General features: G+C 44.2%; 12 protein-coding genes. 6 read left to right on the top strand and 6 right to left on the bottom strand.

What is annotated here, in order from left to right; translation table 11 throughout:
- Positions 1-204 precede the first annotated feature (204 nt).
- The gene (recC, locus tag OH456_RS21565) at positions 205-3,681 is read right to left on the bottom strand and encodes an exodeoxyribonuclease V subunit gamma (RefSeq protein ID WP_270034236.1); all 3,477 of its coding nucleotides are present in this window, start codon (positions 3,679-3,681) and stop codon (positions 205-207) included.
- A 77-nt stretch (positions 3,682-3,758) separates the two neighbouring features.
- Positions 3,759-4,733, bottom strand: a complete 975-nt coding sequence (locus OH456_RS21560) for a TDT family transporter (protein WP_006071095.1) — start codon at positions 4,731-4,733, stop codon at positions 3,759-3,761.
- Positions 4,734-4,830: 97 nt separating this feature from the next.
- Here OH456_RS21560 and OH456_RS21555 point away from each other — a divergent pair, with 97 nt between their 5' ends.
- The 3 genes from OH456_RS21555 to dapD all read left to right on the top strand — a co-directional run bounded on the left by OH456_RS21555 (position 4,831) and on the right by dapD (position 7,444).
- Positions 4,831-5,724 (top strand): LysR family transcriptional regulator, encoded by an 894-nt coding sequence (locus tag OH456_RS21555; RefSeq protein ID WP_006071093.1) that lies wholly within the window; start codon positions 4,831-4,833, stop codon positions 5,722-5,724.
- A 126-nt stretch (positions 5,725-5,850) separates the two neighbouring features.
- Positions 5,851-6,147 carry a YebG family protein gene (locus OH456_RS21550; protein ID WP_006071091.1) on the top strand — a complete coding sequence of 99 codons (297 nt, stop codon included), beginning with the start codon at positions 5,851-5,853 and terminating at the stop codon, positions 6,145-6,147.
- Between the two features lie 265 nt (positions 6,148-6,412).
- A complete protein-coding gene (gene dapD, locus OH456_RS21545) occupies positions 6,413-7,444 on the top strand; it encodes a 2,3,4,5-tetrahydropyridine-2,6-dicarboxylate N-succinyltransferase (RefSeq protein WP_124940157.1) in 1,032 nt (343 codons plus the stop codon).
- A 56-nt stretch (positions 7,445-7,500) separates the two neighbouring features.
- Here the strand turns inward: dapD and rfaH are convergent, their stop codons facing one another.
- Positions 7,501-7,992: a transcription/translation regulatory transformer protein RfaH gene (gene rfaH / locus OH456_RS21540; RefSeq protein ID WP_006071087.1), complete on the bottom strand. Its 492-nt coding sequence runs from the start codon at positions 7,990-7,992 to the stop codon at positions 7,501-7,503.
- 303 nt (positions 7,993-8,295) lie between these two features.
- Between rfaH and OH456_RS21535 the strand changes: the two genes are divergently transcribed.
- Complete coding sequence (locus OH456_RS21535; RefSeq protein WP_006071085.1) at positions 8,296-9,681, top strand: peptide MFS transporter; 1,386 nt, start codon at positions 8,296-8,298, stop codon at positions 9,679-9,681.
- Between the two features lie 73 nt (positions 9,682-9,754).
- On the opposite strand, the gene hemH is transcribed toward OH456_RS21535, so the two are convergent.
- The 3 genes from hemH to htpG form a co-directional block, all read right to left on the bottom strand.
- Positions 9,755-10,714 (bottom strand): ferrochelatase, encoded by a 960-nt coding sequence (gene hemH, locus OH456_RS21530; RefSeq protein WP_006071084.1) that lies wholly within the window; start codon positions 10,712-10,714, stop codon positions 9,755-9,757.
- A gap of 118 nt (positions 10,715-10,832) precedes the next feature.
- Positions 10,833-11,477, bottom strand: coding sequence for an adenylate kinase (adk, locus tag OH456_RS21525; protein ID WP_270034234.1), 645 nt, complete (start codon positions 11,475-11,477; stop codon positions 10,833-10,835).
- Positions 11,478-11,796: 319 nt separating this feature from the next.
- Positions 11,797-13,701, bottom strand: a complete 1,905-nt coding sequence (htpG, locus tag OH456_RS21520; RefSeq protein ID WP_006071080.1) for a molecular chaperone HtpG — start codon at positions 13,699-13,701, stop codon at positions 11,797-11,799.
- 261 nt (positions 13,702-13,962) lie between these two features.
- Here htpG and OH456_RS21515 point away from each other — a divergent pair, with 261 nt between their 5' ends.
- Positions 13,963-14,793, top strand: coding sequence for a winged helix-turn-helix domain-containing protein (locus tag OH456_RS21515; protein ID WP_006071078.1), 831 nt, complete (start codon positions 13,963-13,965; stop codon positions 14,791-14,793).
- An 11-nt stretch (positions 14,794-14,804) separates the two neighbouring features.
- On the top strand, positions 14,805-15,323 hold the full coding sequence (locus tag OH456_RS21510; RefSeq protein WP_006071076.1) for a regulatory protein ToxS: 519 nt from the start codon (positions 14,805-14,807) through the stop codon (positions 15,321-15,323).
- Positions 15,324-15,422: the final 99 nt, after the last annotated feature.

Here is a 15,422-nt window from a genome sequence, read left to right as displayed (position 1 = left end):
ATTCTATCAATAAGATGAAACTATCATTTATACAGGGTGCGATCGCATTCACGGAATTCATTATCTGCTCCCACTACTATGCGCCCTAGAAACTGGTCCCTCTGACCTACTTGGCCGCACAGCAATCTCCCTACACACTATAAAAATACTGGCGGCCGCCCCCTTTCTTGCTCACGCAGCCTTCCCAAATTCACGAAACTTCCCCTATTCATGAGAATAGTACTCTTCAGCATTCATACTTAGGGTTCTTGGGGCTTCTAGCACGAGCTGCGAGACTAACTTGAGATCATTGGCAAGCACTTCACTCCATTCAGGCCAGACTCTAGAAATATAAGGATTCTCGCGTTCTCCCGTTTGCATATAACCACCGATAAATCGAGCTTCCATTTTACTCAACATCTTTTCATCGTTCGGAGTCCAGCTGCCTCGACTATAGTTTGCCTCGATACCTGCTAATGCCGATTCAGGGAAATAGGCTAGAGGTTTATCCAAACCACCAAGAAACAACTCAAGTAATTGCTTCATATACTGTTCTGCTTGAACACTATCAAGTTGAGGATAGACACGATGTACTACCCCTTCTTTTTTGTCGTAGGCCAGCATATGGGTCGCTGCTGGTTGACCTGCGAGGGTCAGTGCTAGATGGTCAATCCACGCACTTAAATAGTCACTAGAACGCAAACGCCCACTACGGTATCTAAGCAAGCCTGAGGCATAAATACCCGTGACCCAACCTTGTAACTTAATGGCGCTCGAACCTAAGGTTAATTGCAGGTTTATTTCGGTATCGTCCAGTGCTCTATTCGACAACGGTCTCACGGCCTTAGCGAGTTCTTCAGTTTGCGCCACGTTCGATGCAAATTCCAAATCACCAAAGTGATTGATAGGTAGATAGCCTTGCGCCTTCTGTTCGGATTTAAATGCCGTTATTAAGTCAGTGCCGTCTTCTGATTTAGTAAAGAAATCAAGTAGCTCTTTTCGCAATACAAAGCTCTCTAATCCATTAAGCGCAAAGGGTTCATCGTCTTCGGTTGTAAACTGCTGTGAATCAAAACTGACTTCAAGCCTGCGGTTGAATAGATATTGAACGGGCAACCGCCAAAAACGCTGCAACTCGGTAAGTTCCAGCTCAACAACACTGCCGACGGCACGTTCAATAGGCTCAAGCGTAAATGGCTCTGAACCGTCAAACCTCACATTACTTAGCTGCTGCAAAGCAGCGGGTAGCCACTCGGAGGCATAACTTTGATAGCTGTGTGCGGACTTAAAATGAGAAGCACTAAACGGCACCATCGCGTATTCCTGAACCAAACTGTTGCGAAGTTTGGCTCCAGACTCATCCACGCTTAACTCACTATCTCCTTGCAAGCAGTAGTTTTGCTCACAATATTCCACCAGCTCTGATACTAATACCGAAGGTACTCGCTCAGTGTTGTCCTGAATAGAGCGCCCAACGTAGCTAATATAAAGCTGTTGCTGTGCCGATAATAAGGCTTCCAAAAATAGATAGCGGTCATCATCTCGACGAGAGCGATCTCCCGGTTTGGTGCGACCTGTCATTAAGTCAAAACTTTCAGGTGGAACACTTCTCGGGTAAACACCGTCATTCATACCAAGCAAACACACAGCTTTAAATGGTATCGAGCGCATTGGCATTAAGGTACAGAAGTTGACTTGCCCAGCAAGGAAGCGCTGACTGACTCGTGATCCCGATAGCTTATCGATAAAATATTGGCGTACAATGCGAGGTGCAAGTGGTTCGCTATAGCAAGCATCTTGAAGCTGTTCTTTGAGACCAGAAAGCGTGTCACGAATCGCTTTTACAACCACTTCACCTTCTAGATCAACATCAAAGAAATCATCCAACAAGGCATTTATGTTGGTTTGCCATGTATCTATTGGTGCGGATTTGGCAAGCAATCCACGATACTTGGTAATGGTATCGATAAACTGTGCCAGTTTGCCTGCACTTTCGGCTTGCATACCTTGAGTCTGCTCATAAGGCGCAATGGTGCCATGCTCAAACTCAAACAAGCCAGCTTGTTCACTAATAGCATACCCGGCCAGCATTCGAGAAATACCGAACATCCATGAGTTTTGCTCAAATTCAGGTAAATCGAACTCACTGGCAGTGTGGTTATCCAAACCCCAACGTATCTGAGCCTCTTCGACCCAGAGTTTTAATGTAGCAAATTCACTGTCACTGATATTGAATCGCTGCAAAATGGCAGGTACCTCAAGCAATTCAAGCAACTCACTACTGGAACAACGCAACTCAGGTAACTGCAATAATAGGTTAAAAGCATTCAATAATGGGCTTTCTTTGTCTGCTGTTCGGTCCGATATCGAAAATGGAATGTAGCGCTCACCGGAAGCATTACCAAATACCGCCTGAATCGCAGGGCTATAGGCGTTGATATCGGCTACCATGACAATCACATCACGCGGCTTGAGATCGGGGTTACGATCAAACATCGCTAGCAAGTTATCATGCAACACTTCCACTTCACGCATTGGACTGTGGCAAACGTGTAAAGATAGTGAATGATCTTGAGGCAAAATGGTTGGCTTATGTTGAGAACTTAGCAATAGCTGATCATCTTGGTGTTCTTCTAAGTTCAAAATATCCGCTTGGATATTTTCCAACAGCGTAGTTCGCTGTATATCAACAAATGCTTCTATCTCGTTTGACTCTAGCTGTGAGAGGAGATAGAGATTATCTCTACCTAGCTTACCCATAGATGCCAGTAAGCTGTTGCCAACTTCAGAGATATGCAGTTCATCTTCGATATTTTGCTCGATGGAGCCTTTAAGCTGCTCCACCATCGACATATCGCCAGAATGCGCCACATCGGCAATTTGTTGTAAATGCTTGCGCTTATTGGCGGCAAGCTTGGACAGATATTTTCTGTCACGCACTTCACCCCAGTAATAACGACAAGGGTTGGTGAACATCAGATGCACATCAATATGCTGCCCGAGCGCCTTAAGGGCGTCCAAGTATCTCGGGGGCAAAGAAGAAATGCCGAAAACAAATAAGCGCTTGGGCAGCCTATCTAGACCATGCGATTTCACATCCACATTGTGTGTTAAGGCATCAATAAAGTGTTCATAGAGGTTAGCACGGTGGTAAGGTGACTGACCTAACGCTACCGTATGATCATACAACGCCTGCCATAGTTTAGGTTGCCAAGGCTGCTGATCTTCCAGTTCAACGACAGGTTCCCCCGCTTCCCATGCCGCTATCCACTCTGGTCGATAAACCAAGTAGCCGTCATAGATATCGGCGATTTTTTCAGCCAATTGATAGCGTTTCGAGGCATCGGCATCATCGGAAAGGTACTGAGCGAGCGGAGCAAAGTCTGTGTCATTGAGATGAAGCGGTAACAGATGCATGATTTTCCATGTCATCGCTTCTTTATTGAATGCACTGCGCTTGGGCACCTCATCCAACACTTGAACAAATCGATCCCAAATAAACGTCGCGGGAAGTGGAAAGTCGATATTGGCAGCAATGCCAAATTCTTGTGCCAGCGCCATTTTCAGCCATTGTGACATACCTGGGCTTTGCACAAGAATCTGTTCTTTTTCGAATGGATTATCTAGTGGGTCAATCTTGATTAATTGCACCAGTAGAGATTTCAATACATCGATTTGATTTGAGTGATAAACGGTGAACACGTTGCCGCGCGCCTTTAACTAATTGTCCTCACTCAAGATTAACACATTAACTTCAGTTCTAATATTTACTTGAAGCCCTACGCTGTTTGATGTGAAGGTTTAGGTAGATAAGCCATTAAGTAACGTACCGCTACGTAGCTTACAACAATCGTTGCCACAATTAACTCAATATTGGCTAGCACTCGAACTTGCTGAATCGCACTCTCTGATATTCCGTGAGCGCCCATCCAAGCTACCAATTTGTACAGGGCTGTTGCACCTATAACCATTGGGAAAGTAAATGCTGCATAGCCTGGGCTAAATGGTAAACGAAGCAATTTAATGAACGCTAAATAGATAATCATCGTCATCAGTACTGCAATACCGAATAGCAGTGCAAGTATCACTGGTGAAGGCTCTGCTGCCACGGTTAGGTAACCGGCAAGTGAGAGACTCGCTGGCGCTGCCATAATCGCTAATGTTGGTTTAGCTGCGTCTGGAATTTCGTGAGTGAAAATCAAACGATAAATCATGGTAGGAAGCATCACTGCGTACACACCTAGACCAAAGTACAAAGCACCATTTGCTACCCATTGCAGATTTGGATTACCAGAGAACGCCACATCCGCAACCACAATACCAACAGGTGGTACAAACCAGCTTGGCACCATATGGTGTAATTCGAAATCACGACTACGGTGATAAACAAAGCTTGCTAGGAACACGATATGTAAGCCTACAGCAACTAGCCAGATACCATCACCGAGTCTTGGTAAAAACTGACCAACTGAGTGAGAGACCACCATAGTGGCCATTGCAAACGTAGGAACAACACTGCCCACAACAGGGTGTGCTAGGTCTTCTCTTAATAGGTGGTTATGAAATAAAAATTTGTAAGCCAAAATCACAAGTAATACACTCGCGATGGCCGCGCCCATCCACTGTGCGCCATGATGCAGTTCCAGTGCATTTTCCCAACACCAGCCAAGACTCGCGATACCTAAAGCCAACCCTGCCATTGGTGTAGGTGCGCCTTTAACTCTGTAGTGTGCTTTTTTCACGGTCGCAATCATTATTAGCTGCCTCAATTAATGTGTTGCGCTTACTCTAACTCTGCCTTATGTTTAGGTATATCCATTAAAATTAAACTAACGTTCAGATAAACTAAACATGACCCCACATATCTCGCTTAAGCAACTTAAAGTCTTCGTAGCCGTCACTCAGCATCAAACTCTCACTGCTGCGTCGGAAACACTGTTTCTCTCAAAAGCGGCGGTGAGTATGTCGTTAAGTGAACTAGAAAAGCAAATCGGCCATGCTCTTTTTGATCGGGTAAATAACCGTTTAGTGATCAATCAAGAGGGTCAGAAGTTACTCCCTCTCGCCGATGAACTGCTTAGTCGAAGTCGCGACATAGAATCTCTATTTAGCGATGAGCAAAGTTATCGCGGGCAACTACGCATTGGCGCCAGTGATACCGTTGGTAATCAATTAGCGCCGTTTTTATTGAGTGATTTTCGCCAGCAACACCAACATAAAGCGCAACAGTTGTTTATTTCCAATACAGCGTTGATCTGCCAAAAGCTCATCGATTATGAGTTAGATATTGGCTTGGTTGAAGGTAAAACGCTGCATCCCGAACTTAATAGCACTCAGTTTAGTGAAGATGAAATGTGTATCGTCTCCTCGGTCAATCACCCACTAGCAACTAGTGATATGAATGATTTGTCCTTGCTTGAAAACAGCGATTGGATATTGAGAGAACCGGGTTCCGGCACAAGAGAGTTTTTTTTAAGAACGGTTGCACCAAGAATAGAGGTATGGCACGAAGCATTCGAGCTGAATACCACAGAAGCGATCATTAACTGCGTATCGGCGGGATTAGGTCTCGCGTGTTTATCTAAACTTGCCGCACAAACAGCGATTAATGACGGTCGTATCAAACAACTTCCCGTTGCGCTGGATATGAAGCGACGGTTCTGGGTATTAGTTCATAAAGAGAAATATCAGAGCCCGCTGCTTAAGAACTTTATCGATTTTTGTCAGGTGTGGGATAAAGCCTAGTCTTGCATGAATAGGAAATAGGCAATCAGTTCTCACTTTTGACCCGCCGACTGGACAAGCGGATCTCGCATCTGTATAAACAGACAGTATTACACGTTTCAAAATTAACATATTAGAGGATTGACCATGGCTGTAATCGTCAAGTACGTGGTGGAACGCAACGGAGAAGAAAAGATGACTTTTACCTCTAAAGCTGAAGCTGACGCTTATGACAAAATGTTGGATATGGCAGACGAGTTATTCTCACTGCTAGGCGAAAGTGAGCTCATTGAAGATGAAGCAAAACAGGAAGAGCTATCCCTTTTCCTTGCTCAACGTAAAGAAGAAGTGCTTTATGCTCTGGGTGCTAAACGCAAACCGACACCAAAGAAACCAAAAGTGGTTGAGCCTGTGGAAGAGGATGATAGCGAGGCTGCAGCATAAATCGCTTACCTTAGTATTCCCCTTCTCATCAATAAACCAGCAACGGCCAATCAGGTCCTGCTGGTTTTTTTGTCTCTAGTATCGACTATTTCTTATTAGACAAAACTATCGCTAAAAAGACAAAGGGTATCGTTTTACAGACTTTTGCCATTTTTGCCCTTTCATCACATCCTGTCACTCTATAAGATGATTGCCAACAAATTACACCAAGTCGCTGCAGTTTGGCGCGACTTTTGGACAATTCTATACATGGAGAACGAGAGTCATGGCAGCATATTCAATTGCTTTCGGCAGCGCAACCAAAAACCGCGACGGTAAAATCATCGAAGCGTTTTTCCCACATCCACGTCTAAATCCAAGTGATGCACTGGTCTCAGCCATTGCTGAAGTAGCAGGTTACACAGACGGTAACCAAGCGATTGAAGTAACTGCAGAGCAAAGCGCTGCATTAGCGACAGCATTCGCCTCAAACGACGATGCACAAAACGCAGCTTTCGCTGAAAAAGCAGCAAACTCTTCTCAACCATTAGTTATCGTTATTCTTGCCACTGACGAGAAGCCACAATCTGTTGCAGAAGGCTTCCTGAAGCTACAACTGATTTCTAACCGCTTGGTTCAACCACACGGCACTGTGTTAGACGGCATCTTTGGTCTGCTTCATAACATCGCGTGGACTAACCAAGGTGCTATCGACCTTCCAGAGCTGGCTGACCGCCAAATCGAGGCTCGCCTTGCGGGCGAAACACTAACGGTTGATTGCGTCGATAAGTTCCCGAAAATGGTGGACTATGTGGTTCCAACTGGCGTTCGTATTGCCGACACTTCTCGTGTACGTCTTGGCGCACATGTTGGTGAAGGTACAACGGTTATGCATGAAGGCTTCATCAACTTTAACGCAGGCACGACAGGCGTTAGCATGGTTGAAGGCCGAATTTCTGCTGGCGTTGTCGTTGGTAACGGCTCTGATATTGGTGGTGGTGCATCTATCATGGGTACACTGTCAGGTGGCGGCACGGTTGTGGTATCTATCGGTGAGAACTCATTACTGGGCGCGAATGCTGGTCTAGGTTTCCCGCTTGGTGATCGCTGTACTGTTGAGTCTGGTCTGTATGTTACAGCGGGTTCTAAAGTACGTATGCTTGATGCTTCTGGTCAAGAAGTAGAAATCGTCAAAGCACGTGACCTTGCAGGTAAGCCAGACCTACTATTCCGTCGCAATTCTGTGACTGGTCAAATCGAATGTCTAACCAATAAGACTGCGGTTGAGCTAAACAGCGAGCTACACAGCAACAACTAGTCGGTAGTAATAGCCCGATGTTAAAGAAGAGCCTCAGCATAGTGCTGAGGCTCTTTTTATATATCCAAATCTTTATTGTCGATACTTACTGGGACTTGTTTGTTAATCAAATTGACTAACATAATAGAACGCGCCTCGCCGTCAGCCTCTTGGAAAATGGCTTCAATGCCCGCAAACTGACCACCAATCACTCTCACGCATTCCCCTTTGTCAGGAAGGTCAGCGCAATCTGGCTCATCACAATGAACCATCGATCTTAATTCAAAAATCAGATCACCATTGATCTCTTTTGGTTGAGCACCAAAACGAATGAAATCAACCACACCTCGTGTCGAGCGAACGGTAGTGAAAGAAGGTCCTACCTCATAATCAAACTTCACGAATACATAGGATGGAAAGAGCGGCTCTTTCACATTCTGTCGTTTGCCACGCAATATTTTTTCTACCGAGATCTCTGGGTAGTAGCACTCTAAGCCTTGATTTTCGAGATGCATTTTCGCGCGAGCTTGTTCTCCGCGCTTACAATAAAGCAAATACCAACGTTTCATTTTCACTGCATAATGTTTCTAATTACCTACATCGTATCACTAAATTTGCGGTCTTTCTCTAAAGTTCAATTAATGAATCGAATAGTAAAGAGGAATATTCCTAATAATTGCGAGTTAACAAAAAATGAAATGTTAGTTTGCAGCACATTTTTCTCGTACCATCCCTGAAAAATTTACTTACATTTCATTGTGTTAAACATTTTATTCACAATATCTATTAATCAATGCTATTGCAGTTATTAATTTGGTCATGTATACAAGTTGGCACATTATATTCTTTGATAACTAAAATTAGTAAAACTTATGACAGCACAGCACAACATCCTAGGCCACCCACGAGGCCTGTTTCTATTGTTCGGTACCGAACTATGGGAACGTTTTTCCTATTACGCAATGCGTGCCATCCTAGTTCTGTTCTTAACTGATGCTACTATGAATGGCGGTATGGGCTGGTCCACTAAAGATGCTCTAGATCTCTATGGTATCTATACTGGACTTGTTTACATCACTCCGCTAATCGGTGGTTACATTGCCGATAACTTCCTAGGCCAACGAAAATCTATCATCATTGGTGGTGTATTGATGGCAGCGGGTCAATTCACTCTGGCTGCTGCGGCATCAGGCGAGCCTAATGCGCACTTATTTTATGGTGGTTTGGCACTTCTTATCGCTGGTAACGGTATGTTTAAGCCAAACATTTCAACCATGGTTGGTGACCTTTACGAAGAAGGCGACAACCGTCGTGATGGTGCCTTCACTATCTTCTATATGGGTATCAACTTAGGTGCACTACTAGCGGGTATCGTTGTGGGTTCAGCAACCGATTCATTCGGTTGGTCAGCAGGTTTTGTAGTTGCTGGTATTGGTATGGTGCTGAGCTTAATCATGCAGCTTACTATGGCGAAATCTTGGTTAGGTGAAATCGGTAACGTGCCTGCGGCTGCTCGTGCAAAAGCACTGAACAACTCAAAAACAAAAGCGCCATTAACTAAAGAAGAGATCGATCGTCTTAAAGTTATCCTTATCATGGGTCTATTTGTTATCGTTTTCTGGGCTGGTTTTGAACAAGCTGGTGGCCTGATGAACATCTACACGCAGCAATATACAGACCGTATGATTGGTGACTTTGAAGTACCAGCAGCTTGGTTCCAATCGCTAAACCCGTTCTTCATTATTACTCTTGCTCCTGTTTTAGCGGCAGTTTGGGTGAAACTTGGTAAGCGTGAACCTAACTCTCCAGTTAAATTTGCTCTAGCACTATTCTTCCTAGCACTTGGCTTCCTTTGTATGGTTGGTGCAGTGATGGAGCAAGGCGGCGACACTGCGGTTAAAACCTCTATGCTTTGGTTAGTGGGTGCGTTCTTCTTCCACACATTAGGTGAGCTTTGCCTATCTCCAATCGGCCTATCACTTGTGACAAAATTGGCACCGCTTCGCCTTGCATCACTTATGATGGGTGCATGGTTCGGTTTCAATGCGATTGCAAACTATGTGGCTGGCCTTATTGGTTCACACGTTGGTGAACTAGGTGCAATGGCTATCTTTGGCGGCATTGCCGCAACGGCCGTCATTTGTGGTGTTATTTTACTCGTGTTCTCAAGTACCTTAGTAAAATGGATGCACGGTGCCGAGTCTAACGGCATTAGCAAGGCTCAAGAAGTAGAAGAGCAACAAGCACAACTCGCTTAATAAACGAATAAGCTTAATAACTAAAAAGGGTCAGACATTGAATGTCTGACCCTTCTTTAATTAAGACAAGCCATTAAGCAGACTGAACCAATTCAACCATCATGTCGATGTGTTCCTGCGAATCGTTAAGACAGCTAATATAACGATAACTTTCGCCACCCGCTTCTATGAAGGTTTCTTTCGCCTCCACCGCGATTTCTTCCAGTGTTTCTAAACAATCCACCGAGAATGCCGGTGTGATAATATCCAGCGATTTAATGCCTTTATCTGGCATTTGCTTTAACGTCTGTTCCGTATACGGTTGTAACCATTCCTCACGACCAAAAATGGACTGATAGCTCATTCCTATTTGCGACGAATCTAGGCCTAACTCTTCACCCAGAAGCTTCGTCGTCGCTTCACAATGCAGAGGATAGACGTCACCGTTATCAGCGTAGCGTTTTGGAATGCCATGATATGAGCACAACAAGTAATCCGCGCGCCCGTGCTGCTCCCAATGCGCTCGCACCGAATTGGCTAGCGCTTTGATATATCTGGCGTTGTCATGATAGTCGCGTACCAATGAAATGCTAGGAAGCGTTGAGATAGATTTACAAGCCTTGGCAATACCATCAAATGCAGCCGCAGTCGTCGTCCCTGAATACTGAGGATAAAGTGGCAGTACCACGACCTTATCAACCCCTTGGTCTAGTAATCTTGAGAGCCCATCTTTAAGAGAAGGATTGCCGTAGCTCATACCAAGTTCAACCGGCATATTTAGTGCTTGCGCCAGTTTGTCGGCTTGTTGACGAGAGTACACCATCAAGGGTGAGCCCTGCTCCATCCATACTGATTGATACAGTTTAGCGACTTTAGGCGAACGAATAGGCAAGATGACGCCGTGCAAAATAGGGCACCAAAGCCAACGATTCATATCCACAACGCGGTGATCATGCAAGAATTCTTGTAAGAACGCTTTCACTCCTTTTGCTGTAGGTTCATCAGGCGTACCTAAGTTAACCAGCAAAACTCCTGTTTTTAGCGAACCGCTCATAGACTTCCTTTTAGTTGTTATTTGATTTCTAAACGGATTATATACTCTAGCTGACCATCCATGGATCAAAAAAAACGACCTAATAAGGTCGTTTTTTTACTTGATTCACAATTGCGAATTAAGACAGAGCTTTTTCGATATCTGCGCTTACGTCAGCAACTTGCTTAGTACCGTCAAATTTCAGGTACTTAGTGTTACCCACTTCTGCTTCTTTACCATAGTAAGCAATCAGCGGCGCAGTTTGATCGTGGTAAACGCCTAGACGAGCACGTACTGTCTCTTCTTTGTCGTCATCACGAACTACTAGGTCTTCACCTGTTACGTCGTCTTTACCTTCTACTTTAGGTGGGTTGTAAACAACGTGGTATGTACGACCAGATGCTAGGTGAGCACGACGACCCGCCATACGCTCAACAATCACATCATCAGCAACGTCAAACTCGATAACGTAGTCTACGTCTACACCCATCTCTTTCAGGCCATCAGCTTGAGGGATAGTGCGAGGGAAACCATCTAGTAAGAAACCTTTTTCACAGTCGTCTTGAGCAATACGCTCTTTGATTAGACCAAGAATGATATCGTCTGATACTAGCTGACCTGCATCGATAACCGCTTTGGCTTTCTTACCAAGCTCAGTGCCTGCTTTGATTGCTGCACGTAGCATGTCACCAGTAGAGATTTGAGGGATACCGTACTTCTCCATGATGAATTGAGCTTGTGTGCCTTTACCAGCACCTGGAGCACCTAAAAGAATGATGCGCATGACTTGTCCTCTTATACTTAAAAAGATTTTATACCGAAGCTCACAGCGAAAGGCTTCACCTTAGTGGCTGCTTTACGATAAGTTTCGGTATAAAGATGAATTCTGAATGTATAAACATTGCTCAACAAAGATCTGAATGTTTATGCGTGCGGCGCATTCTAACACAGAAATCTTTTGCTTGGCGCGAAATACGACTAAAGAATAGCCAACAAGCATCTAAAGTTCGCTAACTCTGTGTTAAACCACACTTTAAAATGAATGAGCCCAATACTATTGGGCTCATTTTTATGCTTTAAGTCACAAAATAAATCTAAGGTTATTAGACTTTAGACAAAAGCTTATTCACTGCACCTAGGAATTGAGATGGATCTGTCATAGAGCCACGCTCAGCCAGCATTGCTTGCCCTAGTAATACTTCAACCCAGCGACCAAACGCATCTTCATCCGCTTCGTCTGCCATGCGCTTAACCAACTCATGCTCAGGGTTAATTTCAAAGATGTACTTAACTTCAGGAACTTCCTGACCAGCTGCTTCAAGCAACTTCGCCATCTGTGTGCCCATTTCGAAGTCATCGGTAACCACAACAGCTGGAGTAGTCGCAAGCTTGAACGTGGTGCGAACTTCCTTAACGCGATCACCTAGGTAAGCTTGAGTGCGCTCGACCACAGACTTGAACTCTTCCTCTGTCTCTTTTTGCTTCTCTTTTTCCGCTTCGTCTTCAAATTTACTTAAATCAAGACCCGACTTAGTAATAGACTGGAACTGCTTACCGTCAAACTCGGTTAGATAGTTCATTAGCCATTCGTCGATGCGGTCATACATAAGAATAACTTCAATGCCTTTCGCTTTGAATTGCTCCAAGTGTGGGCTGTTTTTTGCCGCCGCGTAGCTATCCGCAGTTAGGTAATAGATCTTGTCTTGTTCTTCTTTCATGCGCTCAACATAAGACGCAAGAGACACAGTTTGTTCAGCAGAATCCACCTCCGTCGACGCAAAACGAAGCAGGCCAGCGACCTTCTCCTTATTTGCCATGTCTTCCGCTGGGCCTTCTTTCAGTACTAGGCCAAACTCCTTCCAGAACGATTGATATTTCTCTTCATCATTCTTAGCCATGCGTTCAAGCATAGTTAGCACGCGTTTGGTACATGCGCCACGCAACGATTGAGTAACTTTGTTGTCTTGCAGAATTTCACGCGAAACGTTTAGTGGTAGGTCATTTGAATCAATTAGACCACGGACAAAACGCAAATAAGATGGCATGAACTGTTCTGCGTCATCCATAATAAACACACGTTGTACATACAGCTTAAGTCCGCTCTTATGATCGCGATTCATCATATCCCAAGGCGCTTTAGCTGGAATATACAGCAAGCTAGTGTAGTCATTCTTGCCTTCTACGCGGTTGTGACTCCATAGCAGAGGGTCAGCAAAGTCATGAGACACATGCTTATAGAATTCTTGATACTCTTCATCGGTAATATCAGATTTGTTGCGAGTCCAAAGTGCTTGCGCTTTGTTGATCTGTTCCCACTTACCTTGTTCTGTCTCTTTACCTTCTTCATCACGTTCAAGCGTCCAAATAGATACTGGAATGCCGATGTGGTCTGAATATTTGCTGATTACATCACGAAGACGCCATTCAGATAGGAACTCTTTACCTTCTTCACGCATGTGAAGAATGATATCCGTACCACGTGTTTCTTTAGTGATGTCTTCGATGGTGTAGTCGCCTTCACCAGCAGAGTGCCATTGCACCGCTTGGTCAGCGGCCGTGCCCGCTGCGCGCGTGCGTACGGTCACCGCGTCTGCCACAATAAACGCTGAGTAGAAGCCAACACCGAATTGACCGATTAGTTGTGAGTCTTTACTTTGCTCATCTGACAATTTAGCAAAGAACTCTTTTGTACCTGATTTTGCAATAGTGCCTAAGTGTTCGATCACATCATCACGCGTCATACCGATACCATTATCGGAAACGGTTAATGTGTTGCTCTCTGCATCAAACGACAACTTAACGCCTAAGTCTGCGTCACCTTGATATAAGTCAGCGTTAGATAGCGCCTGAAAGCGCAGCTTATCGGCTGCATCGGACGCGTTCGAGATTAACTCTCTTAGAAAGATCTCTTTATTTGAATACAGAGAGTGAATCATTAAGTGAAGAAGTTGTTTTACCTCTGACTGAAAGCCACGGGTTTCTTTATTGTTAGTTTCAGCGGTGCTCATGCTATCTCCATTACACATTTAATATCGAGTTTCGACATTTTCTGGAACTCGTTATTGCTATGATTAATCTGCTAAAGAAATGAGGATGAAGATTGTAAATTCAAGGTCAAAAAACATAAAAATGCTGTTTTTTTGATTGGTTTTTATTATCCTACTGCTCCTGACTATAAAAAAATCCTAAAATCCTATAATTGGCCCTGCAATTATTCAGTGCCAAAGTATCAGTATCTGTCGCGTTGCGGCACTAAAAAGAAGAATGCAATGAGTAACATAGGCACTAAGTTTATACTCGGTCAAAAGTACATTTTTGACCCTAATAGCAACTCTTTAGTCGATCAAACCAATAACGATGAAGTAGTCCGTCTTGGTAGTAATGAAAGTCGCATTTTACTTCTACTCGCTGAAAGACCGAATGAAGTCGTGACCCGTAACGACCTTCATGAATTTGTTTGGAGAGATCAAGGCTTTGAGGTCGATGACTCAAGCTTGACTCAAGCTATTTCTACGCTCCGCAAGATGCTGAAAGATCCAACAAAGTCACCTCAATTTGTAAAGACGGTGCCTAAGCGTGGCTATCAGCTTATATCTAGTGTTGAGCGCTCTGTGCCTGTCGCTTCATCAGAAGCCATAAACGAAGCTCCTGTTGTTGATCTTGCCAAAGAACTGCAAGAGCCAAACTCTGCGTCAACAGTTCCTCACTCAGAGCCAGTGATCCCACCAGCTCCAAAAGAAAAGACACCGCCAACCGTTTGGGCAATGGTCGTAGTGGCAATTTTGCTACCTATTCTTGTGCTTATGGTAACCAACCCAGCGCAATCAAGCTTTAAAGAGCTTGGTATGGTCGAAAGCGTTAAGATTGTGACGCCTGAAAACCACCCTGACGTCTCTAGCTGGCAACCAAAAATTGAGCAATGTGTTGCTAAGTATATTGAAACACATACCGACGACATGTTGCCTCTAGAAGTGATTGTAACAGGCGATCAGAGTGATCAAATTGCACTGAACTTTATTCATAGTGTCGAATTCTCTGGTGAAAATAGCACAATGCGTATTTTTACTGAGCAATCAGACTTAAGCAAAGTGTGCAAGTAAGGAGTGTCCTGATGAAAATGAAATACGCTGCTATTTTACTTGCTCTATCTACTGCTCTAAGTGCTTGGCTTTACTGGGGAAGTGATTTAAAAATCGAGCAAGTTCTAACGTCCAATGAATGGCAATCCAACATGGTAGGTATCATTGCTGCCCGTGACTATCCAGATACCGATATCGGCCCGTTAAGCCGATTAGAAATGTCGGCCAACGTAAAATATTTGCCAGGTGGTGAATATATCCGCGAATCTTCAATGCGCTTGTACGGTAACGATCCAGAAAAACACACCTTGATTAAGATTTCTGAGAAAGGCGCTTGGACTATCAGTGACAACTACTTACTGATTTCACCTCGAGAGTTCAAAGACACTGCGACGGCACAATCGGACGAGTTTACTCATGAGCAACTTGCGATGATTAAGCAGTTCCTAAAAATGGAAGCCCAGCAAAGTCGACGTATTGATATCGTTAACGAAAAAACATTATTGCTGACTAGTTTAAACCAAGGTTCATCTATCTTGTTCTCTAACTAAGTCAGAATTTAAATATCATAAAGGAGGCAGTCTGCCTCCTTTATTTTTTGTAGCTAAAAAGTGTGAGACCATAAAAAAACCAGAGCTGAAGCTCTGGTT

The sequence above is a fragment of the Vibrio sp. La 4.2.2 genome (assembly GCF_027586995.1).
Classification (GTDB): Bacteria; Pseudomonadota; Gammaproteobacteria; order Enterobacterales; family Vibrionaceae; genus Vibrio; species Vibrio mediterranei.
Note: the sequence above shows the minus strand (reverse complement) of the source record. Positions and strands in the feature narration are given on the sequence as shown.